Origin of the sequence: Chryseobacterium sp. BLS98 (assembly GCF_001045445.1) — a bacterium.
GTDB lineage: Bacteria > Bacteroidota > Bacteroidia > Flavobacteriales > Weeksellaceae > Chryseobacterium.
In genome coordinates this window covers 192,861-217,087 of record NZ_LFNF01000003.1, presented here as the reverse complement: position 1 = coordinate 217,087, position 24,227 = coordinate 192,861, and the positions used below count along the sequence as shown (strand labels likewise).

Below are 24,227 nucleotides of genomic sequence, written 5' to 3'. Positions count from 1 at the left end.
TATTATGAGCGACTCTATAATTTTAGGTATTGAATCGTCCTGCGACGACACCTCAGCAGCTATCATCAAGGGAAACTGTATTCTGTCTAACATTGCTGCGAACCAGGCTATTCACAAAGAATATGGCGGTGTGGTTCCGGAACTGGCATCGCGCGCGCATCAGCAAAATATAATCCCCGTTGTTGAAAAATCTCTTACTAAAGCAAATATACAACAAAATGCTATTTCAGCTATAGGATTTACACGTGGTCCCGGACTTTTAGGATCCCTGCTTGTAGGAACGTCATTTGCTAAGTCTCTGGCAATGAGTTTAAATGTTCCGCTAATTGAGGTGAACCATCTCCAGGCCCACATTTTAGCCCATTTCATTGACGATGCAAATCCTATGCCGCCAAAATTCCCTTTTCTGTGTCTTACGGTGAGCGGAGGGCACACCATGATCGTATTGGTGAAAGATTATTTTGACATGGAAATCATCGGGAAAACAATTGATGATGCAGCAGGAGAAGCTTTTGACAAAATCGGGAAGGTATTCGACCTGGACTACCCTGCCGGACCTATTATAGACCGGCTGGCTAAGGAAGGAAACCCTGATGCTTTTAAGTTCAATAAGCCTAAAATGGAGAATTACGACTATTCTTTCAGCGGTATCAAAACTTCTGTTCTTTATTTTATTCAGAAAGAGGTTAAAAAGAATCCTGATTTTATCAAAGAAAACCTAAACGATCTCTGCGCTTCTGTTCAGAAAGCTATCATTGAAATTTTAATGACCAAACTTGAAAAAGCGGCCTTAGAATTAAATATAAAAGAAGTCGCTATTGCCGGTGGAGTTTCTGCCAATTCTGCTTTGAGAAAAGTAATGCAGGACAATCATGAAAAGCTAGGCTGGAACATCTATATTCCTAAATTTGAATATACTACAGATAATGCTGCTATGATTGCAATGGTGGCTCAGTTGAAGTTTGAAAGAGGCGAATTTACAGATCTGAGAACAACTGCTACGGCGAAATACGATTTATGAAAATATTGTTAGAAGAAAAAATATTAGGCAAACATTCTAAAAAGAACTCAAAATATTACTGGATATTAGAAACAGTGACGGGTAAAAATGAAGTTTCAGAGCATTCCACCGATTATTTTCCTGCAAGTTCAGAAATAGGATATGTTCAGAATATTAAAGAAGAAATTATTGAGAAAATAAACTCAGAGAACGTTTTTAGTTTTGAGTATGAACCGAAAGAAGGAGATTATCTATCTATCAAAAATAATTTAAGAAAAAACGAATATCTGAATTTAATTTTCTTGAATGACAAGTGGATTGAAGAAATTTATACTTGTTCATACAGAGATTGTGAAGGCGATATTTATACCACGATAAAAACTGGTGTGGCATTTTTAAGCGAGAATGAAACTTACTTTTAATACTCATTTATCAATAAATTCAGGCAGATTCTAAATATTTAAATATGAAACTTTTTTACGGAGAAATTGAAGGAAATCAGGTAACGATCAATGATGACGAACAGCAGCACATGGTAAAGGTTCTGCGAATGAAAGATGGCGAGGAAATTCATGTAACAGACGGTAAAGGAAATCTTGCTTCCGGAACATTAATTATTGAAGGAAAAAAAGCCGGCCTGAAAGTTTCTGAAATTAAAAGAAATGCTCCGGATTTTAATCCTAAACTTCATATCGCCATTGCACCTACAAAAAATATAGACAGAATTGAGTTTTTCGTGGAAAAGGCTGTGGAAATGGGTATATCAGAGATCAGCATTATTATTACTGAAAAAACCGAACGCAAAAATATCAATATTGATAAAATAAGAAAACAGGCTATTGCTGCTTCTAAACAGAGCCTAAGGTTTCATTTCCCTATCATCAATGATGCAGTAAAGCTTACTGATTTTTTAAAAAATATTGATGCGGAACATGCTTTTGTAGCCCATTGCCATGAAAATCTTGAAAGGATTGATCTGAATGCTATTCCTTCAATGGAACAGACCACTTTTTTAATTGGTCCGGAAGGAGATTTTTCGGAAAAGGAGATCCTGTTTTTATCCGACAATAAAATCAAAGCGGTTTCACTTGGCGACCAAAGACTGAGAACAGAAACAGCAGGGGTTTTTGTAGCCGCGTGGAATTATTTTAAGATGATGAAAGGATAGATAAAAGGTCAGAAGATGGAAGCCAGATCAGGATTATTCTACAATGATTTTTCCATTTTTCCGGTATATATTAATCTCGTCACCTTCCTCAATAATATGGGCACTCATCATTAAAAGTTTACCCTTTTCCCACTGATAGGTTTTGCTGTAGGTATTAACAGGACCAATATGATAGGATGAAGTGATTTCTTTTCTTTTCCGATCGAACCCAATGTTCTGGATAGTATCCAAAGGTTTGTAATGATTATATTTCCTGCTTTTTTGATTATACAACCAGAAACTTGAAGACGAAGTGTAATTTCCTGCCTGATTGATCAGTTCTATGTCATTATAGCCGTCAAAATTGGCATCATTATCAATATTAAAAATTACTTCCCGTTCATTCAGAACTGAGATAGTGTCTACCCTAATTTTCTGATACAGCTTATTTTTATTAAGTATACTGATTGATTTAAAACTGATTTCTCCATCAGGACTTTCCAAGCCTTTAAGTGTATAGGTAAATCCGTTTCCTTTCAGAGATTGGGAAAAAGGAACTGATGCCGTATCTTCAGTCTGTACATTTTCTACCTGTTGTACCGGAGCTGTCTCTTTCACCAGATGGTCTTCCTTTAGATCCGCTTTTTTCGAGCAGCAGCAAAAAGTGATCAGGATTAAAAGAAACATTTTATTCATATGGACACGTTGTGATCTTTAAGATATTTTTCAAAAATCTGTTGCCCGCTTCGTATAGAATTTACAGCCCAACGGATCTTCATTCTCAATAGTTTCTCCTCATCAAGCTTATAATCGATATCCGATTTTATCAGCTTTTGCTTTAATTCATACATACAGATGGAAGCAGCAACGGATACATTAAAGCTCCTTGTAAAACCATACATCGGAATTGCCAGTGTTTCATCTGCAAAATCCAGAATTTCCTGGGAAACCCCTTCCATTTCGGTTCCGAAAACCAAGGCAATCGGCTCGGTAATTTCATATTCAGGCAGCATTTTCGCATTATTTTCTAATGAAACAACGACTATTTTGTAGCCTCTGTCTTTAATTTTTTGAAAAGACTCCATGTTTCTGGGAAGTTTTTCTACCTCAACCCAGGTATCGGCCCCTTTTGTAACACGAAGATTGGGTTCAAAACTATATTCTTCCTGCAAAGCCACGACCTTATGAAAACCACAGGCTTCCACAGAACGTACAATGGCAGCAGCGTTCCTGAACTGATAAATATCTTCTACAACAGGAAGCACAAAATCCGAACTCTCCGGTGAGAAGTGTTCAATCTTTGCCAATCTTTCCTCTGTTAAAAACTGTTTTAAATACTCAAAAGTTTGCGCTAAATCTTTCATTCATTTTCAAATCTTTGCAAATTAACGTAATTTTGAGGTATGAACCTGAATGAGGCTCAATTTCTTATTAAAAAGTAATTCATGAAACGAAAAGTCCTGCTTATTTATACCGGAGGAACCATCGGTATGGAAAAAGATTATGAAACCGGAAGCCTCCGCGCATTTGATTTTGGAAATATTTTCGAAAAAATGCCCGAAATGAAACTGATGGAATGTGAAGTATTCGTGCATCCTTTCGCAAAACCACTGGACTCTTCTGATATGGGACCGGAGGAATGGAAGGTGATCGCCAACTATATTCTGAAAAACTACGAGCTATATGACGGTTTCCTGATTCTTCATGGAACAGATACCATGTCTTATACTGCTTCTGCTTTAAGCTTTATGCTGAAAGGTTTGAGAAAACCGGTGATCATGACAGGTTCACAGCTGCCGATCGGTGATCTGAGAACGGATGCGAAGGAAAATCTTCTGACCAGTCTTTATTATGCCAGTCTTTATGAAAATGATGAGGCCGTTATTCAGGAAGTAGCCATTTATTTTGAGTATAAATTATTAAGAGGAAACAGAACCCTGAAATATTCTGCCGAATATTTTGATGCCTATGCCAGCCCGAATTACCCTATACTGGGACAGTCCGGGGTTCACTTAAATATTATCAAGGAAAATCTTTACCGGTGCGATCCAGGAATAAAATTTCATGTAGATGAACATATTTCTGAAGATATTCTTTTCTGGAGAATTTTTCCGGGAATGCACCTGAGCCATTTTAAAGAAATCCCTAAAATGAAGGTTCTTATTCTCCAGGTTTTCGGTTCCGGAACTATTTTCAGCAGTGAAAAGACGCAGGAAACACTTCAGGAGATCAGAAATAATGGAACTGAAATCGTAGTGGTAAGCCAGTGTATATCAGGAGGTATCTCTTTCGGGAAGTATGAAAACAGTAATATATTTTCAAGGATAGGTGCGATCAGTGGTAAAGATATGACGGCAGAAAGTGCCATCAGTAAAGCTATGCACCTGATAGACAATCCGAGCTACTCAGGAACCTTTGCAGACAACTTTACCAAAAGTCTTTGTGGAGAAATAACTGAGTAATTTTAAAGAATAATTTGCAGATTCCAGAAATTAGCCTATTTTTGCAATCTCAAATAGAGAGGTGTCCGAGTGGTTGAAGGAGCTACCCTGGAAAGGTAGTATACGGGTAACTGTATCGAGGGTTCGAATCCCTTCCTCTCTGCAAGAAGATAAGAGTCTTAAACTTAATTGTTTAAGGCTTTTTTTATTTTAGTTTTGTTATAATTCTTTAAGATTTTACACTCATTTCTTTCTGTTCCTAAAACATTCCTAAATCATATAATTAATTTGTCCCGTTTATCAACAGCATTGATGGTTTTTAAATAATTATTTAATGAAGAAAGAAATTACATTCGCAATAATGTACATGAAAGAAAAAATTATTATCGGCCTATTTTTATTGGGTTTAGCAAACAACTTATTATACGCACAGATCAGTCCGCCGGGTCTTGGGGATGCCAATACGGCTTTCTGGTCGGCTTTTGGAGTTAAACGTCAGCTGGATTCTCTTGGAAAGAAGCAGTCTTTAAGTTATATTGCTTTGGGGCGGAAAAGCAGTCCGGATAATTACAATCCGGTTTCAAAACAGGCTATTATTGTTTTGAATCACGAAGTTTATCATTCTTTTGCTCCCAATCAGCAATACAGTTATGCAGTAAGCTACCGCCGGCAGCCAAAGTATGAAAGCTCCGCACCTTATGAAAAAGAGGCTACGGAGCAGGAATTCAGGATCTACGGGAGGTATGCTTATACTTTTAGCTTAGGAAGAAGATGGAAACTGAAAAATACAGTCCGCCAGGAATTCCGTAAGTTTTTTGATGCCGATTTCCGTAAAACGGAGGAAAATTTTCAGTTAAGAACAAGGGTGAAAAGCCAGCTCACCTATAATTTATCCAAGAAAAACAATCAGAAGTTAGCTTTAAGTGCCGAAGGTTTGTTTTCTGCAAGCTATCTTAATGAACCGGAACAGAAATGGACGCCTTTTGGATACAGGGAAATGCGTATTGGAGCTTATTATATGTTCAGTATTCCTCACTCTCCTTTCAGTGTAGATATAGGCTATGTCAATGATCTGATCAGAGGCAGCAGAAGTGTAAAGAAAGGCGGTGTACACTATCTGGCAGCAGGCCTTATCTGGAATTTGCCTTTTAAAGATGGTAAATGATGAGTGGTAAATTGTGAGGGATGAATGATAATCATCATTAACAAAATCCCGGCGTTTCTACCGGGATTTGCTTTTGGAAAACCTTTGAAAGTCTTCCATCAATATAATTTAGATATGAATGTTTGGTGCAAAGTTTAATTACAGATCGTCAAAAACTGATGGCTCATCTGTACTTTGAATTTGGCTTCTGATTTTAATTTAGCATAAACAGTGTATTCAAAAGCACGTACGGCTTTCAGTTTCCTGTCTATATATTCTGCAATCTGCACGACAGAAAAAATAAAATCTCTGTACACAGCAATATCCACTGTCTGTCCGTGGCAAGGAAGATAAGCCTTCAAAAAAGGAACTGCAGCCTGATGCCTGTTGTAATTGACACAATATCCTGCTCCTTCCCTTGCAGTAACCACTTCACTCGTGTTGATATAATCCAGAACTGTTTTATTTTCTTCCGGGGAACTGCTGTTCTTTAACAGGTGTCGGTTGATTTTATCCAGGATATGCTGGGCGTATTCCATCATGGTGATGGTTTTCCACTCAAATATATGGTTCATCCCTTTGGCCTTGAAATGTTTTTCATTTTCACAGTTGGTGCAGAAAGAAATTCCGATTTTTTCATGATAAGGCAAGAAGCAATCTTTAATCTCCATGGAAGCATCAGCCAAAAGCTTGTCGCCCGCAAAGCTGTAATACAGATAAGGACTGTAAAGGTCTGCAAGAGCCTTCAGATAATCAATTTCGCTGGCGTTATGATATTCTTCAAACCATTGTTCAAGGGTATCGTAATAATGGCTTTCAAATTCTTTAAATGTTAAGTAAAACGGCAATTCCATAGCTCTGTAATTTTGATATGACAAAGCTATTGCTGTAATGCGACAAAACTTGACGTGTTATTTTTTTTGTAAAATGTTTTTAAGGATGAGAACCAAGAACCCAGAGCCAAGATTTCAGATTTCAGATGTTTGTAATGGTGGCTTCAGGAGCCTGAGCTACCGAATATTTGTATTTTTGTTCAACATTTCCGGATCCATTGTTTATAAGCAGTAACCGTCTTACGCTCTTACTCTCAAACCTTCAACAAAACTCGCAACTCTCTAAAACTCTCCAACACTCTAACCCCGAAACTAGCACCCCACATCTATTTATCATAATTCATCATCACAAATTCAAAATAATGAATCATTTTCAGGTAATTTTCTATACTGATATACTCATTGGTGCTGTGGATGCTCTGCTGTTCCGAACTGTTGATCCGGATCGGCATAAACCTGTAGATATTTTTGCTTACGATCTGGTATTTATAAGCATCAGTACCTCCCAATGTAAGATATGGAGTCACAATAGCAGATGGGTAAATCTCTTTCACACCAGCTTCTATTAATTTAAATCCTTTCGTATTGGAAGATGAAACGGCCGAAGCTTCCCTGGTGTTATCGATCTCTTCTACCTCAACATCGAAACCTTCTGTTGCTTTTGCAATATGATCATGAACGTCTTTCACTGTATTTCCGGGAAGAAGCCTGAAATTGACTACAAATTCGACCTCGGGAGAAAGCACGTTGGTTCCGTCACTTCCTTTCATCATTGTCAGAGCCGTTGTTGTACGTACCAGAGCATTAGTTGTATTATTTTTAGTGAGCTGTGACAGAAGAAGAGGTTTCAGCAGCCACTGATTCGAAATAGCCAGTCTGCTGGTAAAAGGCATTGCACCGCCAATATTATTGAAAAATTCTTTGATAAGCGGAGTTATTTCTGGTTTCATCTGATCATCTTCAAACCTTTGCATAATCACTGCTGCTTTTCCTATTGCACTTTCCATAGGAGGCATAGAGGAATGCCCACCAAGTCCTTTCACCTTTATTTTTGCAGATAAAAATCCTTTTTCTGCACAACCCACGACAGCAACATCGGAATCTATTCCTGCCACATTTCCTTTCTGCATGATCAAACCTCCTTCGTCATAAACCGTATCGAACTGAAGTCCCTTTTTCTTAAAATAATCTGCAATCTGCATTGCTCCTTTCTGTCCGCCCACCTCTTCATCAAAACCAAAAGCCAGATAAATATCCCTTTTCGGCACTTTTTTATTCTTAACCATTGTATTCATTGATTCCATCAGGGAAAAAAGCATCCCTTTCATATCGATGGCTCCCCTGCCATAAATCCTTCCGTTGGCCACGTTTCCTGAAAAAGGTTCAAAATCCCAATCTTCCGCTACTTTTGAAACAGGTGATAATGGTTGATCATCAGGCTTGAAAATATTAAGTTCTTTATTGATCACATCGGCCTCTCCGGGAGGCACAACATCTATGTGGGAAAGAAAAAGAATGGGCTGTAACGAGGGATTACTTCCCTTAAGCCTGAAAACCAAAGCATGGGTATTGATTTCATTGTTTTCGGTATTCTGGTAAACCAATGGATAAGATGCTTTCAGGTATTCTTTAAACTGATCAAAGGGAGCATAATTGAATTCGCCCAGACTTCCAGTAGAAACGGTAGGAATCTTGAGGCCGCCTGACAGGTGCATTACAGCAGAATCATTTTTTACAGGCTTCCATCCTTCCGACGTTTGTACTGCAATCTTTTTAAAAGGATAAGTATACATTTTGATGAGCAATACCGCAACTAAAATGACAAAAATACCGAGAACGGCTAAAAGGAACTTTTTCATGGTAAATAATTTTGTGTTGTGATTGTATAACAAATATACCAAACAAAAGGGCTATAACCATGTTAAAAGCGAAGTATTTCCCACAGGCAAGATAAAAAAGCAGCTATCAATATTGGCTCAAAAGCCCGGAATTCACCTCGAAAAACAGCTTTGTGTTTTCCAGTCTAAATTTTTCAACGGTTTGTTTTGCAGAATTATTGATTGAAATAAAACGTACCACTCCTTTTTCTGTCTGCCTATAGACTTCGATAATATAGTACCCATTATATTCATAGCCATATAAAAGTCCGTTCTGTATTTCTTTTTCAGGAGTTTTAATGGAGAAATTATTCTTTATATCTGCCAAAGTTTTTCCGGCATAATAAAATCCCAGCATATTGTTATAAATACTGATTTTCGTGTAGGTAAAAAGAACCTGTGAAGAAGGTTTTTGTTTAAGGTTATTAAGAATATTGTCAACATCTTTATTGGTGAAAAAGATGAATTCTTTTTCAACCTTATTGAATATATAATCTCCATAAAAATTAACATCCAGTGTTTCATTCTGAAGAAATAATTTTCTTGTTATGTTTTCGGGATTAGGTACTGCTTCTGTATGGATGGGTTTTATGTAGTTGGTGCAGGAAAATGTGATGAGAAGTGTGATGGAAAAGAGATAGGAGATTGTTTTCATGGATATTGTCTTTTTGTAAATTTAGGTTTTTTTACGGGTATTCAGGTTATGAAGGCATTACCCGGTTCACTATCCGACTGAAGGTAGTACATGAACCGTCGCCAGCCCCTTATACAAGTGTCTCTTGGTATTTTTAAGAGTCTAACATCAGTTAGTGAAGTCTCTCTAAATGATGAGTAGACTGGAAAAATTGCTTGCTAAATAAAACTTCATAATAAATAAAACCTCGCAATCTGCGAGGTTTTATTTATTATCTGTCACATGATAAAATCGTGCAGCAGCGAAGGGTATTCATAAAATTATTAAAACTCTTTAAAAGAGAATTTATATTCTTTTCCATTTTTCTTTTTTAAAACCAATATTTTTTGAAATGGCTTTTTATAAATACTATCCCCTTTCTCTGCAATTCCCTCAAAAATATTATTATCATTTAATGGGCTTGTAATGGGATAAAAAACATATTTATCTTTTTTAAAGGTGATTTTTACTCCTCTTGCATAATAGTCAATACTAATTAACTTTTCTTTTAAATTACTTTCATTAAAATATCTGAAATTTTCTTTGGCTTCTATTTGTGGATTCTTACCACTAAAATAGTAGTAAAGAATGACAATAATTAAAGTAATAATAAAAGGAATGTATACTTTTTTAATCATCTTTTTATCTTTTAATTCCAAAATCTCTTATCATATATGTATTTGAAAAACCAGCTGCAGCATTTACAGGAACAGGTCCTGCAGGTAACCAAAAACCTATATTCACCTAACCTACAGACACTTGCTATCCATCACTAAGTTTGCAGCGAGATTTTATTTATTATCTGCCACACGATAAAATCGTGCGGCAGCACGGGAGTGTAGGAGTAATTTAGTTTTTCTCTTTCCTTTTTTATTTTTAAAATTTCGAAGATGTTAAAGAACTTTTATCATTTTTAAAATGCTCTGAACACAATCAGATTACTCTAATGTACTTGTTTCGTATACATTCTTTGTTAAAATAATCTCTGGCATTCTATAAGGCTGTATTCGAAAATTCGAATCGTTTGATATAGAATCACTTGTATTATTTTACTGTTTGTAACTTATTTCTTTTCAGTAATTTAAATTTTTATAAAACTCCCTCTATTTCCTACTAGGTTAATAGAGCGAGCCTCTTACAAATTAAAATATGATAAAGAAATATCACTACAAGAAATTCTAATATAAGATTCATTCTCGAAAGAGTATACTATTTCATCCCCTTCTTCTGGAAACTCTCTTAAAAAAATAGTGTCTATATCAAAATTATCTTTAGGACTAAAAGAAACATTAGATAATGAAATTTTATTGGCACTTTTAGTAAAAGACTTAAGTGAATAAAAATCTACATTTTTATGAGAAACTTGCAAAATATCATATATTTCATTTTTCCCCCAATCTTCATTTGTTTTCTCAAAAAAAATTATTACCTCATTCTGTACTATTTCTATTTTTCCTAATTCAAAATTATTATGTAAATCAAAATAATTATATGAATCCTGAATTCCAATATTATCTGTGATTTTAAAACTCGCTTTCATATTATTTTATTGTCCGTTTCTATTTTTTAGAACTTTTCTTACTGTACGAATATCTTGCTGAGTCATTGGGGTCGCTTCTTTACTTGTTCTTGTTACGCTCTTGACTTCGCCATTAACAACATTATTTTTATAGGTTTGCTTATGTGGGGTTTCCACTCCATTATGAGCTTTGCCTTCTAAATCATATCTAGTCTGTCCATTTCCAGATTTTACTGTTACTGAATTTTTACCATTATTTAATGTTTTTAATTCCGAAGCTTGTGCTTCTAATGTTGGAACTTCTCTGGGTACCCCCCTACCAGGAGTTGTAGCAACTATAATTACAGCATCAATAGTAGTAGTTCTGTTTTCAATAGCAGTAGCATCTCTGCCTGTGGTTTCCAAAACTCTTGTAAGCATCACTCCGTTTTCACCATTTTTCCAATAGTTTACATCATCCGCTTGCTTTCCAGGCATTAAATCATATGTATAATCATATGAAGAATCAGGAAGTATATTTTTTCCATCATAGCCTGGAGTTCCATTGGTATTTTTTGTATTTACAGATTGATATCTGGAACCTGAAAGAAAACCCATCAAAGCACCATCATCTTTATACCAGGTTCCATGTTGAAAAACAAAATCGCCATCACCATCACTATGCGTTTGTCCTTCGTAACCTCCTTCAGGTGGCCAAACAGACATTCCATCTGGATCAATAAATCTTAAAGGGTTATTCATTACATAATTATAAGGAGACCATCTACGATATTTTTCCGCCAACGGATCTACGACACCCCATCTACCAATATCCGGCATATAAAACCTCGCTCCATAATCATACATTCCATTCTCTTGAAGTTCTTTTCCGTTGTACTTGTATTTGTAAGCAGGATTTCCCGACAAAACATTATACCCTTCATGCTTCAATCCAAACGGATAATAATTACTCTCCTCAATGATCTCTGCTCCTGAGCCATTTTTAAAGTAGCTCAACCTGACATTTCCAAGATGGTCAGTATAATTATATACATACTTCCCGGTCTCAAAATTAAAATACCCCTCAGCAGTTGGCAAAAATTTCAACGTTCCATTTTCATACTGGAAACCGTCTAAATAATCTGTGGTGTCTGTACCGAAGATTTTTTTTACTTTTACCCCATCTGCCCTGTAAGTGTAATCTGTTACTTTGGAATTCTGGGTAACCTTTTCCGGTAAATTTAAATAATTATATTGAATAGAAGAAATACCTTTATCCTGCTGAACCGTCATATCCCCATTCAGGTCATAGATAATTGTACTTCCTGTACTTCCCGATGAAAGTGGATATCCACTTAAAGCATTACCTGTACCTATTTCTTTAAGATAAGCCAGTTTATTGCTCTGTTCACCATTTTCATAATGGTATTCAAGGTTATCCATAACTTCAGGCGCGGTATAGCCTGGAAGCTGTCTTCCTCTTCTGAGCAGGGTTTTAATATTTCCGTTCAGATCATAGGTAAGCTGCTCATGGTATTCTCCCCTGTCCAAATTCATGGCATCCCAGAAACGCCCTTCTTTAAGACGGTTAAGGGCATCATATTCATAGGAATAATTTCTCATTACAGCATCACTCTGGGTAATCCATGACATCTGAGAGATGTTTCCATTGTATCTCGCAGAACCAGAGAACTGGCTGTCCGGCCTGTTATACCTCAGCTCGGAAGCAAAGAGTTTATTCTGCAGATCGGAAGGTTCATTAAGTTTTGTGAGCCAACCTCTGATATTGTATGCATATTTAACATTCTGTAACGCACTTCCTGCAGTATTTCCTACATTTTTTGTCTGTATCTGGCCAAGATCGTTGTAAAGGTTTTCTGCAAGGAGTTCCTGTGCGTCACCATTTACTTGATGCCAATGCCTCACCAATCTTTCCTGATGATCGTACTCAAAAGTTTCTTTGATATTTACTTTTGTTCCATCTGCAGCTCTTTTATGCTCGGTAAGCGTATATTCCGGAACTCCTGAAAATTTCAGAAAACTTTCAGTTTTGGTATACCCTCCGAGATGGTTTACAGAATAGGTGGATATTGCTCTTCCTTTCTTGTCATAATAAGTATAGGTCTTTGTCCAGTTATCATTCTCAACATTTTTCACATAAGAGGCTGTAGGCAGGCTCTTGGTACTAACATTCGAACTCTGAACATCCTGAGGCAATACTTCCTGGCCTAAAATTGTTGCCGGAATGGCCGAAGCATCCTGAGGATAAGTATCATAATAATTGACTGAAAGAACCTTGTCAATACTTGTAGGGTAAGAAACATTTCCATATCCTATATTCATTCCATTCAGAACAAGGTTTCCACCACGGGTTTCATAAGAAGTACCCACCGGCTGGTTATCAATGGATGTCTGAATGTTTTGCCTTGAAGTTCCATCTCTTGAAATTCCTGTGTAAACAACTCTTCCAAACTGATCATACTTTGTGAAAGTCCATGAGTTATCTGCTGTAAAATTAGGTATCCCGTTTTTCAGAACAATATCCCGATACAGAATAATCTGATCTTTTTTGTTGTAAACTATCTGCTCCGGACCTTTTCCCGGAAGCTTTTTTTCTACCAGCCTGTTTCTGCCATCATACTTATACTGATAACATAGGTGGTCCAAAGCTGAAGCAGATATTGATGCAGAAGCAGAAGCCAAAGGAGGAATTACAAACGCCAGCTGATCATATTCATTGTACACATAATAAGTATCTGCATTTTCTGAAGAACTGATGACTTTTCTGACTAATATGGTTTGTCCCTTACCGTTTTTGTATTCTATGGTTTTATTGTTGTCTTCATCCGTAACAGTATTTTTATACAGTTGTGCCTCGCCATAAGTTCCGGGGGCATTTAATTCAGAAGAAGTGGCTCCATCCGCCCAGGTAGTGGTGGTGGTATATTTTTTCACTTCACCTGCCGTATTGGTCTCATAGCCGAAAGTAACAGGTTTATTCTGCCAGTCGGCACCTGGATTTTTCTGGCTCAGAAGCCTGTCAAGCGGAGAGTTTTCTAAATTTTTATGACTGAACGGAAATGAATCATTGATTCCATTCCCCTGGTAATAAGTATTGGCGCTACTTTCCACTCCTGCCTGAATATTTCCATTTTGTGAGGACATAGGAACCGGAAGCCAACTGTCGACCTGCCTTCCAAACCCATCGTAAGGAATATGAGTGACAAGATCTTTTCCTGTAGGGGTAGACTTTATGCTCACTGACTGCTTAGGTCTTCCAAGGCCATCAAAAAACTGCACGCTCTGTATCTGCTGCAGAGATCCGTTTGACACCTCGGTAGGCACTAAATACTGCCTCGTATAAATATAATTTTCAGTATTTGAAATATTAGTCGAATAATCAATGGTGACAGGCGTATAGGTATTCCCCGGATTATTGGAAGAAGATCCTCCGATATAAGCCCGAAATGTTCCGCTAACAGAATTGAAGCTGAATCCCGGAAGCATCCGTATACTTTGAGGATCTGCTTTTTCCGTATTAGGAGCAGGAGGAGAATTCAGGACTACCTGGCCATAGTGATAAATACCCAGTACTAATCCTATACTTATGTATATTTTTTTATGCATATTTTTCAATTAATGGGTAAATATTATAGACTGCTTTTGTTCTTATTAACAGATCGTGGTCTTGCCACATAATTTACAACTGCGGCCGGCAGCTGTATATCGACAATGAATATTAATTTTTTCATATTTGTGTTAGTTTTTATAAGTGTATTTGTATTCTTTCAATACTTTTCCGTTAGCATCAATTATTTTTTCAAGTCGGTTGGCTGTATCATATTTATAAACTTCTCTGATTCCTGATGGTGGTGTAATGCTTCTTACTCCAATTAATGGATCATAGGTATAGGTGGTGATTTTAAAATTAACAAGATTAGGATTTGTACGTAGTTCATCTAGTTTATTGATTAGTTGGGTTTCCGTATTTTCAGGCTGGAGATTGTATAAAGCAGGGTCTGCATCCTTTTCTGAAGCCGAAATAGCTTCTAACAGATCTGAGAGCTCAGCCACACTTCTATATTCAGCACCCTCTATTTTAGCAATAGGCAATGTTTTATTATAACCCCAAACTATTGTTACAGGCAACCCATTAATCATATATTGCATCAGATTCCCTTTCTGGTCGTACCAATTATAAGTAATTTCTGTTGAAGGAGTATTATTCTGAATACTATAAGAAATTAAAGAAAGTGGCATCAAGAGATTTCCTATATCTGATGTTGGAGGGTTATTCTGGTCAGGATAAATAGTTTCAGATCTAGAGATTATCTTCCCAGCATCAGAGTTATTCTGCTTTGCAATAGTCTTGGCTTCAAGAGGGACACCAATCATATGAGCGGCTATAAGTTTTTGATTATTTTTCTCATGAGCATATTGATAGGTTGTTTCTAGAATACTTTTGTCCGGTGACTCTACAGATTGTTTCGTGAGCTGATTATGAGCCGGCATTCCGGTATAATCGTAATCTATGGTGGTTACAAGTTTTTTGTATGATGTCTCAGTACTATCGACAGGTAGCTGACCATTATTCAGATAATCTGCATAGGTTGGATAAATATGTAAGGGAACCCCATCTATATATTCAGTGGTGATCTGTTTTTCCAGTTTAGTATCTATTGTGTAGTTTTTGTAGGTTGCTATATAAAAATTGGCGATCCGCTGTACATTATTATTGGAACCACAAGTGGCAGGTACATTATCATCAAATACTTTCGAAACAAAAAGATTGGGATTGATCCCAAGAATATTATATCTATTTTGATAATTGATTTGTTTGGTTTTAAAGATCTCTCCATTTCTTCTGCCAAAATATTTTATGTTCTCCAATCCTCCACTGAAAGAAGTTCTGTTTCCTCGGGCAGGAAAATAGATCTTGGATAATAAGAAAGCAAAAAAGTTTGGCATTCCTTCGGTGGTATCAAAATATCCGTGACCGGCAGAAGGAGACCCCGCCCCGCCACCTCCTGCAGATGCAGGTCGAATTCTGTCTAAATTATCTTCAGAGTCTTTACGGAATCTTTTTTGATAGCCTCCGTTTTCAAAATTATCTCCTCCAATACTACATGAAACAGTACTATATCTACTCTGGCGACGACTATTATAAAGCGCACTGGTATTATTGGAACTATAGAGCGAATAGGTAACTGCAAATGATGCGGAAGTTAAGCCATCAGTGTGAAACTCATTAAAAGTAGCAAATTGTACATCTGGCATAATAACTCCATCTGCATCACGAAGGTCTTCTTCTCTTAATTTATATAAATCAGCGGCACAATAATAAAATTTTTTGTATTGAACCGGCTGTCCATTCTCTATATTGGTTATACTTTTAAGGCGTAGTCCCAGCCAATCAATAGTTTTTCTATACGTCTGATTAAATTTCAATTCAGCACCAGCAGGGCCTGTATCAGTAAGTTTAACAAGATATCTTTTATTCATTTCAAGAGGTACCATGTAATTCACTGAATCCATAGGCGAATATCCATATACTTTTCCTCCTGTGTGTATTAAAGCTCCAGTATCCATATCTTCCACAGTAAAAGTAGCTGTTTTCATATGGTACTGGCTCTGGGGCCCTGAAAAGGTTGTCAGTACAAAATCTATGGTTTGGTTCGTTGGCAGCCCTTCAATAACTGTCGTAGTTCCAAGGTCGTCAAGATCAGGAAGTATTTTTTTTTCTGATAGTAAAACTTTTGTTTTGGGCATTTCATATTCAAAAACCGTTTTCCCTCCTGTAGGATAGATAACCTCAGTAAGGGTTCCTTTAGATGCAAATGCGAAGTCCGGTGTACGGTCTCCGAAACTGGAAAGAATACTGGATGGTATAGAAAGAGTTGACAATGCTGGCACTCCATAATATTTTGCAATTAAAGAGCCGCCGCCTTTACCATTATAAAAACCAAACATATCTTGTGAATAGCTTAGCCTTTTAGGAAGAGCTTCAATATTGTTATAGCTGAACTGATATTTCTTATCAAAAACATTTCCATTGTAGAAATTTGCAGCACTAATATAAAACCTTTGAATAGGATCAAGGCTTTCAAAAAAATAATCCAGTACAATCTTTTTTGGTATACTGCCACCTGAACCGTATTCCACTTGTGACAGGTAAGCATCAAAATCTGAGTTTGCTTTTTGAGCGTAAATAAAATTGATTACATCTCTATTCACATTGTTACTAATCTGTTGTAATCTCTTTTTATTTTTAGTGAAATGAGTTTGAGTACTGGTTTTCAATTCCGGATCAAGATCTGGCATAATTCCCGAATTTAAACCTGTTGAGTAAAGATACCTGTAGTGGATTTCGGCAATGTCTTTTTTCACCAAAGCAATGTTGCTATAAGTGAAAAATATTTTTTCACTATTCTGATGACGGATCTCCTTAAGAAAATATGACGTTACTGCATAATCTCCCGGAGGATTGCTAGGCATTGCTTTGGATGCTGTAGTTTCCTGGTATTCATCTCCGTTGCCAAAAATATAAACCTCTCCCTCTTTTGTTGTTATTTCAAAACCAATAAACTGTCTATTATTAGTACTGCCAGAAGGAAGAATATTTTTTATTCTTACATCTGAATCATTTTTTAAAAAGATAGGAAGAAAATTTTCATCCAGATAAAAAGAACCAGAGATCACTCCAAATCTAAAATCGAAAATATCTCTTTCTGTATCAATTTGCGTGGGAGAATAACACGCGGTGAGTATATCATTATCCGCGGTACAATCCGAAATTGTTGTCTGTTTGATCTGGTCTTCGGTTTTATTTAGCCTCATTGTGGCTTTTTCGTCAATACGTCCGTTCACGGTTCTTGTAACAACTCCACCTGCATCCAACACCCATGCCATTCCTGTATCTGTAGGTAAGTCATCTACCTTTACACCTGCACCATTATACACTAAGTTTATGCCTGTAGAAAGTTTTCCTGTTATATAATTAAATAGCGGAATATTGACATTTACAGATCCCGTATGTTCATTTTCAGAAACTTCACTGCCAGCTTTTATAAAGGAAAAAGACTGTGGACTAGGTGGAATAAAACCGGCTTCCTGAGAATAAAATAGATTTGTATTAATTAACAGTAATGAAACTAAAATATTTTTTATTAATTTTTCCATAGTCTTACTTTTTTATCAGTTTAGCGCTAGCCGTTTTATTGTTATCCGTTTTTATCGTCACTAGATAAACTCCCTGAATTAAATTCTGGGTATTAATCTTCGTCACTTTATTCTTTGTCTTCAAACTTTGAAGCTGTCTTCCTCCCATATCATAAAGTATAATATCAGATTCCTTGAAATCAAAACCAATTTCTACATAAGCATAATCTGAAACAGGATTAGGGTAAATCTTGATGTCCTGCTTTTCAATCAGCTGGTCAAGTTGCTTATCTCCCAGCTTTACGATCTTCCAGTTCTCTTTGCCTAGCTCTTCCGCACTGGTTCCTGCCAGGATAATCGAGCCGTCTCTGTTCAGCTTTATATCAGATAATCTCTCCTCTCTTTTTCTGGATTCACCTTTCACGTGCTTTCTCCACTTTTCATTTCCATACTGATCCAGATACAGCATCCAGAAGGTTTCGTCATCAGTCTGTATTTTTCCTTCTGCCTGGGTATAACCTCCCAAAAGAATTCCTTTGGAAGATGTATCATCCGCTGAATGAAGCACGCTGGTTCCCATCAGGATATCCCTGTTTCCAAAATTGTAGGATTTCTGCCAAAGCTCTTCGCCTCTTTCATTTAAGGAAATTAGCCACAGATCGGTTCCCTCTTCTATTCCTACGGTTTTGTTTCCTGATCTTTCTGATCTGGATTCTCCACCAATCAGATAGCCTGTAGATGTTAGTGCTAAGGTTCTTATGTGATCATCTGACTTTCCTCCATAGTTCTTTTCCCATTCTACCTTTCCATCTTTATTGAGCTTAATGATCCAGTAATCTCCTTCACCATAGTTTTCAGTTTTCTTTGAGCCTCCTGTATTGCTTCTTGAATAAACTCCTAACAAAGCTCCTCCATCTTTAGTGGGAATCATTTTCTCTACTTCATCTAATCCTTTTCCTCCCAAAATAGACTGAGAGATTTCTTTTCCATCCTTATCAAGTTTTACAACCAGAATATCTTTAGAACCGTAACCTTTAGCCGAATTCTGAACATTTCCAGCTACAAAAAATCCCAGATCTGTACTTTGGATAACTGATCTTGCTTCCTCATCAGAAGAAGTTCCCAATGTTTTTTGCCAAAGCTCATCACCAAATTCATTAAGCCTTACCAGCCAGATATCTGATCCACCTTTGGAATCTTCTTTTTTATCTAATCCTTTTCCGGAATAAGAAGTGCCAGCAACAAGAAATCCACCTTCCTGGGTAGCTACAGAAGCTGACAGGTAATCATGATTCTGTCCTGAAAAGTATTTTTCCCAAACCTCTTCTCCCTGCTGGTTTAGTTTGATTAAATGGAAATCGTAGCCACCATTCTGCTTACTGCCTTCTGCCTGAAGCTTACTGCTCTGAATACTGCTTCCTGTTATTAAATATTGACCGTCAATGGTTGTGGTAATTTGGCTTAGAAAATCCTGGGTATTGGATTTGATATCTTTCTGCCACAATACTTCCTGGGCAGACAAGCTCAGGACTATGCACATCGTAAATGCACTCATGTAGAGTTTTTTCATCTATTGGTGTTGTTAGTTAATATATTTTTGCAAATTTAACATTTTTTAACGCATTTCAAATCCCAACACTGAGATTTAATCTAAATTCATTTATACAAGTATATCTTCTATCAATTTCCTGTGATTAGCGAATAAAATAAATCCCAGCAGCAAAATCTACCCATTAAAAATAAAAAGGGCCAACCCCCGAAAGGATCAGCCCAAAACATTAACTGTTTTATTGAGAATTATGATGTTTTATTTCCAGCCACCACCTAAGCTTTTGTAAATATCTACAACGGTGCTCAGCTGTTTCTGTTTAGCTTCGATCAGCTCCAGTTTTGCATCCAGAGCATCTCTCTGGTTCAGAAGAACTTCAAGATAATCCGCTCTTGAGTTTTTGAATAACTGGTTCGCAATGTCAATAGACTGGTCCAAAGCTTTGGTTTCCTGTGATTTTAACTGATAATACTGGTCTATATTTTTAACCTTTGACATAAGGTTGGCCACATCCAGATAAGCATTTAAGATCGTTTTGTCATATTCATACAGGGATTGTATCTGTCTTGCATCAGCAGTCTGGAAATTGGCTTTGATCGCACTTTTGTTGATCAGCGGACCAGCCAGTTCACCGGCAAGGCTTGTTGCAATAGACTCCGGCAATTTAACCAGATAAGAAGGTTTGAAAGCTTCCAATCCCAAGGTTGCAGAAATTTCCAGTGACGGATAAAATTCCTTTCTGGCAGCTTCTACATCCAGCTTTGAGGCTTTTAATTCTAATTCTGCCTGTTTAATATCCGGACGGTTCGCCAATAACTGAGACGGAATTCCTGTATACACCGTTTGAGGCACTGTAGACATGAAACTCTCTTTCTTTCTCACAATGGGCTGCGGATATCTTCCCAGAAGAGCATTGATCTGGTTTTCTTTTTCCGTAATATTCTGACGGATGGTATATTCTGCCGCTTTTGATTTAGCCAGCTCAGCTTCAAACTTTTTTACTGCCAGTTCGGTGGCAGCAGCAGCTTCTTTCTGAATTTTGGAAATTTCCAGGGCTCTTTGCTGCAGTTTAATGTACTGTTGAATAATATCTAATTGGTTATCCAAGGCAAGCAATTCATAATAATTGTCCGCCACTTCCTCAATGAGGTTGGACAATACAAAGTTTTTCCCTTCTACAGTAGAAAGATAATGGGCCACCGCTGCTTCTTTCTCGGTTCTGAGCTTTTTCCAGATATCGATCTCCCAGTTTGCCATCAGGCCTCCTTCAAAATTACCCAGCGGATCCGGCATTTCTTTCCCAGGCTCTATTTCCGTAGTAGCATCACCCGCTCCTTCGCTTGTATAACGTCCGGATTTTTTCACTCCAGCTCCTATTCCTGCTGAAACCGTAGGAGTTAATCTTCCTTTTTTAGCTAAAACACCACTTTTGGCAATTTCAATTTCCTGAAGGGTGATCATTAATTCCTGGTTGTTTTTTAAAGCTGTTTCAATTAAGCTTACCAGATCAGGATCTGTAAAGAATTGTCTCCAGGGTGTTGTTCCACTATTGTTATTGGCATCCCCCTGATCCTCCTGATTAAAATTCTGAGGCACATTCTCCTTCATCTCGTCTTTTATGACGGTCGCCATTGGCGCCTTACAGCTTGCTAAAACAAGCGATAAGGCAATGGCTGCTATGTATTTATTATAAATCTTCATGTTTGTCATCGTGTTGGTACGGTTCTGTTTGTTCAGTTAAAGGATTTTCTTCTTCATATTTTGCCAGTTTTGATTTTTCAGCAATGGTTCCGAAGATGTAATACAATCCAGGAATAATCATTAATCCGAAAATAGTTCCGATCAACATCCCTCCTGCGGCAGCTGTACCGATGGTTCGGTTACCAATCGCTCCCGGCCCGGTTGCCATGACCAATGGAATCAAACCTGCGATGAATGCAAATGAAGTCATCAGGATGGGACGGAAACGGATCGCAGCTCCTTCGATTGCGGCCTGAGCTACCGGAATTCCTTCTTCTGCCTTTTTCTGTACGGCAAATTCTACAATCAATACAGCGTTTTTACCTAAAAGACCAATCAACATGACCATCGCTACCTGAGCATAGATGTTGTTTTCTAATCCTAATAATTTTAAACATAAGAAAGCTCCGAAAATACCCGTCGGCAATGATAAAATTACCGGCAACGGAAGAATAAAACTTTCATACTGTGCAGAAAGAATCAGATAAACAAATCCTAAACACACTAAGAAGATAAATACCGCTTCATTTCCACGGCTTACCTCATCTTTAGAAATACCTGCCCAATCGATCCCGAAACCTCTTGGAAGGGTTTTATCCGCAACTTCTTTGATCGCTGCAATTGCCTGTCCGGAACTGTAGCCCGGTGCAGGGGTTCCACTTACCTCGGATGAATTATACATATTATGTCTCGTGATTTCAGATAAACCATATACTTTTTCCAAATGCATGAAATCTGAATACGGAACCATTTGTTCCTTATCATTTTTAACATATAATTTTAATAAATCTGTCGGCAGTGCACGATATTGAGGACCTGCCTGAACAATTACCTTATAGGGCCTGTCGAAACGGATGAAACTGGTTTCATAATTGGAACCGATTAACGTAGATAAATTATCCATCGCATTTTCAATCGTTACCCCTTTTTGTTCGGCAAGATCATTATCCACTCTCAACATATATTGAGGGAAACTCGCGGAATAGAATGTAAATGCAGAACCAAGTTCAGGACGCTTTTTGAGCTCCCTTACGAAATCATTACTTACTTTTTCCATTTTCTGGTAATCCCCACTTCCTGCTTTATCCAGCAAACGGAGTTCGAAACCACCTGCAGCACCATAGCCCGGAATGGATGGAGGCTGGAAGAATTCTATATTCGCACCCGGAATATTTTTGGCTTTTTCTTCAAGTTTTTCTATGATTTCTGCAGCGGATTCTTTACGGTCTTCCCAACTTTTTAAGTTAATCAGACACGTACCGGAATTTGAACCTGTACCTTCTGTCAGAATTTCATAACCTGCCAGTGAAGAAACGGACTGTACACCATCAATATCTTCAGATTCCCTCAACAGTTCTTTAGCAATCTGGTTAGTTCTTTCCAGTGTTGAGCCCGGAGGCGTCTGGATGATGGCATAGATCATCCCCTGATCTTCTGCCGGAATAAACCCTGAAGGCAATGAATTGCTCAGGAAGAATGTACAGGCACAGAATGCTAATAATAAAGGTAAAGTAATGGTCTTTTTCTTAACCGTTTTATTCAGCATTCCTTCATATTTATTGGCTCCTTTTGTAAATAAACCGTTGAATTTATCTAAGAAAATGGTAATTGGAGTTCTTTTCTTAGGTTTTCCGTGGTTATTTTTTAATATTAAAGCACACAGAGCCGGCGTCAATGTTAAGGCTACAACTCCTGAAAGGATAATTGCAGAAGCCATTGTAATTGAGAACTGGCGGTAGAAAACCCCAACCGGACCGGACATAAACGCAATCGGAATGAATACAGATGCCATTACCAAAGTAATTGCAATAATTGCCCCGCTGATCTCGTGCATTGCTTCTTCTGTCGCCTTTAACGGAGATAAATGTTTCTCCTCCATTTTGGCGTGAACAGCTTCAATTACCACAATCGCGTCATCCACAACGACCCCGATCGCCATCACAAGGGCAAATAGCGAGATCATGTTTAACGTAATTCCAAAGGCAGACATGATGGCAAATGTTCCCACCAATGAAACCGGAACCGCCAAAGCTGGAATCAGCGTTGAGCGCCAGTCTCCCAGGAACAGGAATACCACAATTGCCACCAAAACGAAGGCTTCAAATAACGTATGAACTACTTTTTCAATCGATGCATCCAGGAATCTTGATACGTCATAACTGATGTCGTAATGCATTCCTTTCGGGAAGGTTGTTTTCTGCAGTTCGGCCATCAAAGATTTTACATTTTTGATAACATCACTTGCGTTGGAACCGTATGACTGTTTTACGGTGATTGCTGCAGAAGGTTTTCCGTTCAGTGTAGAATAGATATCATACATGGAGGAACCGAATTCTATATCTGCTACATCTTTTAATCTGATAAACTCTCCGTCAGGCTTTGCTTTAAGGATAATATTCCCGTAATCTTTTTCATTGTTGAAACGACCCGGATATTTTAAAATATATTCAAATGACTGCGAACGCTTTCCGGAACTTTCTCCCGTTTTACCCGGAGATGCTTCCAAACTTTGCGCATTTAGCGATTCCATCACTTCATCTGCCGAAATGCTGTAAGCCGTTAACCTGTCAGGTTTAAGCCATATACGCATTGCATATTCTCTTGTCCCCAGGATATCTGCGAAACCAACTCCACTTACTCTTCTCAATTCAGACATTACGTTAATATCTGCATAATTGAAAAGGAATTTCTGGTCAGCTTTCGGGTCATCACTGTACAGGTTAATATACATCAGCATGTTGGGCTCTTCACGGGTAATTTTCACCCCTTCACGAACTACCAGCGGCGGAAGCTTGTTTACTACCGAAGATACACGGTTCTGAACGTTTACTGCTGCTACGTTCGGGTCGGTTCCCAAATCGAAAACCACCTGAATAGAAGCTTCCCCGTCGTTTCCGGCATCGGAGGTCATGTATTTCATACCCGGCACACCGTTAAGACCTCTTTCCAATGGAATAACCACTGATTTGATCAACAATTCATTGTTGGCACCCGGATATTCTGCCGTGATGTTTACTTTTGGTGGTGAAATGGACGGGAACTGCGTTATCGGAAGTTTTACTAAAGACAAAACTCCCATGAATACGATAATCAAAGAGATTACGATGGACAGAACAGGTCTGCGAATGAATTTCTTAAACATAATTACTTACTTCATTTATAGAGTC

The 24,227-nt window shown here is 37.6% G+C and carries 17 protein-coding genes and 1 tRNA gene; 6 read left to right on the top strand and 12 right to left on the bottom strand.

The window, feature by feature from the left end; translation table 11 throughout:
- Positions 1-4 precede the first annotated feature (4 nt).
- Genes tsaD through ACM40_RS12165 form a run of 3 tightly spaced genes read left to right on the top strand, consistent with a single transcriptional unit; the run spans position 5 to position 2,168 of the window.
- Positions 5-1,021, top strand: coding sequence for a tRNA (adenosine(37)-N6)-threonylcarbamoyltransferase complex transferase subunit TsaD (gene tsaD, locus ACM40_RS12175; protein ID WP_048503067.1), 1,017 nt, complete (start codon positions 5-7; stop codon positions 1,019-1,021).
- Positions 1,018-1,422, top strand: a complete 405-nt coding sequence (locus ACM40_RS12170; RefSeq protein WP_048503066.1) for a hypothetical protein — start codon at positions 1,018-1,020, stop codon at positions 1,420-1,422. The genes tsaD and ACM40_RS12170 overlap by 4 nt, the downstream gene beginning before the upstream one ends.
- A 44-nt stretch (positions 1,423-1,466) precedes the next feature.
- Positions 1,467-2,168, top strand: a complete 702-nt coding sequence (locus tag ACM40_RS12165; RefSeq protein ID WP_048503065.1) for an RsmE family RNA methyltransferase — start codon at positions 1,467-1,469, stop codon at positions 2,166-2,168.
- A gap of 33 nt (positions 2,169-2,201) precedes the next feature.
- On the opposite strand, the gene ACM40_RS12160 is transcribed toward ACM40_RS12165, so the two are convergent.
- Together ACM40_RS12160 and ACM40_RS12155 are read right to left on the bottom strand one after the other, a co-directional pair.
- Complete coding sequence (locus ACM40_RS12160) at positions 2,202-2,843, bottom strand: XAC2610-related protein (RefSeq protein ID WP_048503064.1); 642 nt, start codon at positions 2,841-2,843, stop codon at positions 2,202-2,204.
- Positions 2,840-3,511 carry a TrmH family RNA methyltransferase gene (locus ACM40_RS12155; RefSeq protein ID WP_048503063.1) on the bottom strand — a complete coding sequence of 224 codons (672 nt, stop codon included), beginning with the start codon at positions 3,509-3,511 and terminating at the stop codon, positions 2,840-2,842. Before ACM40_RS12155 ends, ACM40_RS12160 begins: the two co-directional genes overlap by 4 nt.
- An 81-nt stretch (positions 3,512-3,592) precedes the next feature.
- Between ACM40_RS12155 and ACM40_RS12150 the strand changes: the two genes are divergently transcribed.
- The 3 genes from ACM40_RS12150 to ACM40_RS12140 all read left to right on the top strand — a co-directional run bounded on the left by ACM40_RS12150 (position 3,593) and on the right by ACM40_RS12140 (position 5,753).
- Positions 3,593-4,609 (top strand): asparaginase, encoded by a 1,017-nt coding sequence (locus tag ACM40_RS12150; RefSeq protein ID WP_048503062.1) that lies wholly within the window; start codon positions 3,593-3,595, stop codon positions 4,607-4,609.
- Positions 4,610-4,664: 55 nt separating this feature from the next.
- Positions 4,665-4,751, top strand: a tRNA-Ser gene (locus ACM40_RS12145).
- 171 nt (positions 4,752-4,922) lie between these two features.
- On the top strand, positions 4,923-5,753 hold the full coding sequence (locus ACM40_RS12140; RefSeq protein ID WP_083996850.1) for a DUF2490 domain-containing protein: 831 nt from the start codon (positions 4,923-4,925) through the stop codon (positions 5,751-5,753).
- Between the two features lie 134 nt (positions 5,754-5,887).
- On the opposite strand, the gene ACM40_RS12135 is transcribed toward ACM40_RS12140, so the two are convergent.
- From ACM40_RS12135 to ACM40_RS12090, 10 genes are all read right to left on the bottom strand, one after another.
- Positions 5,888-6,586 carry a hypothetical protein gene (locus ACM40_RS12135; protein ID WP_048503061.1) on the bottom strand — a complete coding sequence of 233 codons (699 nt, stop codon included), beginning with the start codon at positions 6,584-6,586 and terminating at the stop codon, positions 5,888-5,890.
- Between the two features lie 305 nt (positions 6,587-6,891).
- A complete protein-coding gene (locus ACM40_RS12130) occupies positions 6,892-8,424 on the bottom strand; it encodes a M20/M25/M40 family metallo-hydrolase (protein WP_048503060.1) in 1,533 nt (510 codons plus the stop codon).
- A gap of 106 nt (positions 8,425-8,530) precedes the next feature.
- A complete protein-coding gene (locus ACM40_RS12125; protein ID WP_048503059.1) occupies positions 8,531-9,097 on the bottom strand; it encodes a hypothetical protein in 567 nt (188 codons plus the stop codon).
- A gap of 302 nt (positions 9,098-9,399) precedes the next feature.
- On the bottom strand, positions 9,400-9,753 hold the full coding sequence (locus ACM40_RS12120; RefSeq protein ID WP_131705359.1) for a hypothetical protein: 354 nt from the start codon (positions 9,751-9,753) through the stop codon (positions 9,400-9,402).
- Between the two features lie 497 nt (positions 9,754-10,250).
- Positions 10,251-10,655, bottom strand: a complete 405-nt coding sequence (locus ACM40_RS12115; protein WP_048503057.1) for a hypothetical protein — start codon at positions 10,653-10,655, stop codon at positions 10,251-10,253.
- Positions 10,656-10,661: 6 nt separating this feature from the next.
- Positions 10,662-14,240, bottom strand: a complete 3,579-nt coding sequence (locus ACM40_RS12110; protein WP_053077110.1) for a DUF6443 domain-containing protein — start codon at positions 14,238-14,240, stop codon at positions 10,662-10,664.
- Positions 14,241-14,372: 132 nt separating this feature from the next.
- Positions 14,373-17,792, bottom strand: a complete 3,420-nt coding sequence (locus tag ACM40_RS12105) for a hypothetical protein (protein WP_048503056.1) — start codon at positions 17,790-17,792, stop codon at positions 14,373-14,375.
- Between the two features lie 4 nt (positions 17,793-17,796).
- Positions 17,797-19,341 carry a T9SS type A sorting domain-containing protein gene (locus ACM40_RS12100; RefSeq protein ID WP_048503055.1) on the bottom strand — a complete coding sequence of 515 codons (1,545 nt, stop codon included), beginning with the start codon at positions 19,339-19,341 and terminating at the stop codon, positions 17,797-17,799.
- Positions 19,342-19,578: 237 nt separating this feature from the next.
- Positions 19,579-21,021, bottom strand: a complete 1,443-nt coding sequence (locus ACM40_RS12095) for a TolC family protein (protein WP_048503732.1) — start codon at positions 21,019-21,021, stop codon at positions 19,579-19,581.
- On the bottom strand, positions 21,008-24,202 hold the full coding sequence (locus ACM40_RS12090) for an efflux RND transporter permease subunit (RefSeq protein WP_048503054.1): 3,195 nt from the start codon (positions 24,200-24,202) through the stop codon (positions 21,008-21,010). The genes ACM40_RS12095 and ACM40_RS12090 overlap by 14 nt, the downstream gene beginning before the upstream one ends.
- Positions 24,203-24,227: the final 25 nt, after the last annotated feature.

What these genes read in the sequence shown, in the direction of transcription:
- tsaD (WP_048503067.1), top strand. Translation starts at nt 5, where the DNA reads ATGAGCGACTCTATAATTTTAGGTATTGAATCGTCCTGCGACGACACC.
- ACM40_RS12170 (WP_048503066.1), top strand. Translation starts at nt 1,018, where the DNA reads ATGAAAATATTGTTAGAAGAAAAAATATTAGGCAAACATTCTAAAAAG.
- ACM40_RS12165 (WP_048503065.1), top strand. Translation starts at nt 1,467, where the DNA reads ATGAAACTTTTTTACGGAGAAATTGAAGGAAATCAGGTAACGATCAAT.
- ACM40_RS12160 (WP_048503064.1), bottom strand. Translation starts at nt 2,843, where the DNA reads ATGAATAAAATGTTTCTTTTAATCCTGATCACTTTTTGCTGCTGCTCG.
- ACM40_RS12155 (WP_048503063.1), bottom strand. Translation starts at nt 3,511, where the DNA reads ATGAAAGATTTAGCGCAAACTTTTGAGTATTTAAAACAGTTTTTAACA.
- ACM40_RS12150 (WP_048503062.1), top strand. Translation starts at nt 3,593, where the DNA reads ATGAAACGAAAAGTCCTGCTTATTTATACCGGAGGAACCATCGGTATG.
- ACM40_RS12140 (WP_083996850.1), top strand. Translation starts at nt 4,923, where the DNA reads ATGAAGAAAGAAATTACATTCGCAATAATGTACATGAAAGAAAAAATT.
- ACM40_RS12135 (WP_048503061.1), bottom strand. Translation starts at nt 6,586, where the DNA reads ATGGAATTGCCGTTTTACTTAACATTTAAAGAATTTGAAAGCCATTAT.
- ACM40_RS12130 (WP_048503060.1), bottom strand. Translation starts at nt 8,424, where the DNA reads ATGAAAAAGTTCCTTTTAGCCGTTCTCGGTATTTTTGTCATTTTAGTT.
- ACM40_RS12125 (WP_048503059.1), bottom strand. Translation starts at nt 9,097, where the DNA reads ATGAAAACAATCTCCTATCTCTTTTCCATCACACTTCTCATCACATTT.
- ACM40_RS12120 (WP_131705359.1), bottom strand. Translation starts at nt 9,753, where the DNA reads ATGATTAAAAAAGTATACATTCCTTTTATTATTACTTTAATTATTGTC.
- ACM40_RS12115 (WP_048503057.1), bottom strand. Translation starts at nt 10,655, where the DNA reads ATGAAAGCGAGTTTTAAAATCACAGATAATATTGGAATTCAGGATTCA.
- ACM40_RS12110 (WP_053077110.1), bottom strand. Translation starts at nt 14,240, where the DNA reads ATGCATAAAAAAATATACATAAGTATAGGATTAGTACTGGGTATTTAT.
- ACM40_RS12105 (WP_048503056.1), bottom strand. Translation starts at nt 17,792, where the DNA reads ATGGAAAAATTAATAAAAAATATTTTAGTTTCATTACTGTTAATTAAT.
- ACM40_RS12100 (WP_048503055.1), bottom strand. Translation starts at nt 19,341, where the DNA reads ATGAAAAAACTCTACATGAGTGCATTTACGATGTGCATAGTCCTGAGC.
- ACM40_RS12095 (WP_048503732.1), bottom strand. Translation starts at nt 21,021, where the DNA reads ATGAAGATTTATAATAAATACATAGCAGCCATTGCCTTATCGCTTGTT.
- ACM40_RS12090 (WP_048503054.1), bottom strand. Translation starts at nt 24,202, where the DNA reads ATGTTTAAGAAATTCATTCGCAGACCTGTTCTGTCCATCGTAATCTCT.